The organism is Photobacterium aphoticum (genome assembly GCF_001029435.1).
Taxonomy (GTDB): Bacteria; Pseudomonadota; Gammaproteobacteria; order Enterobacterales; family Vibrionaceae; genus Photobacterium; species Photobacterium aphoticum.
In genome coordinates, this window is the sequence record NZ_LDOV01000104.1 from 1 (window position 1) to 498 (window position 498).

General features: G+C 43.8%; 1 protein-coding gene. It reads right to left on the reverse strand.

All coding sequences use genetic code 11. The features are described 5' to 3' along the window. On the reverse strand, positions 1 to 498 hold a 498-nt coding region (locus ABT58_RS24275; RefSeq protein ID WP_047876791.1), incomplete at both ends, for a thioredoxin domain-containing protein.

Consider the following 498-nt stretch of genomic DNA (forward strand, 5'->3'; position numbering starts at 1 on the left):
CCAATGTTGTCTACGTTTCGGCTCATGAATTCAGAAAGACTGTCAGGGGCTCCCTGCAGTTGAAGTCCATCAGCTCTGATAAAAAATGGAAGACCTTTGATTTGCAGAACACCTGCAACACCAAGGGCTTTGATTAAGGGGTCTTTATTACAAGTAGGGAATATCTCTCCAGTAGCACTCTTTTGAGCCATCAGTTCATCAAGTGATTTCTGACGGTCTTTGGCGCACCAGAGTTTTAGGGATTCATTAATAGATTCACCACCAAGCAGCGGAGCAAGTACAATCTCAAAGGAGTACTTGTCTGCCATAGCTTTCATTTGGTCGAAAAGCTTTAGGTTGAAGTCACCACTTGGGTCTACAAGCACAGTTACGTCAGGTTTGTCTTTCTTCAATCCATAACGGAAACTAGCTAAGTCACCTGAACGAACACCAAATCTTTCTAGTGTTACCATCCATGCAGCTTTTGCATCGGCCTGTGTGTTGATTGGACGCTTATTC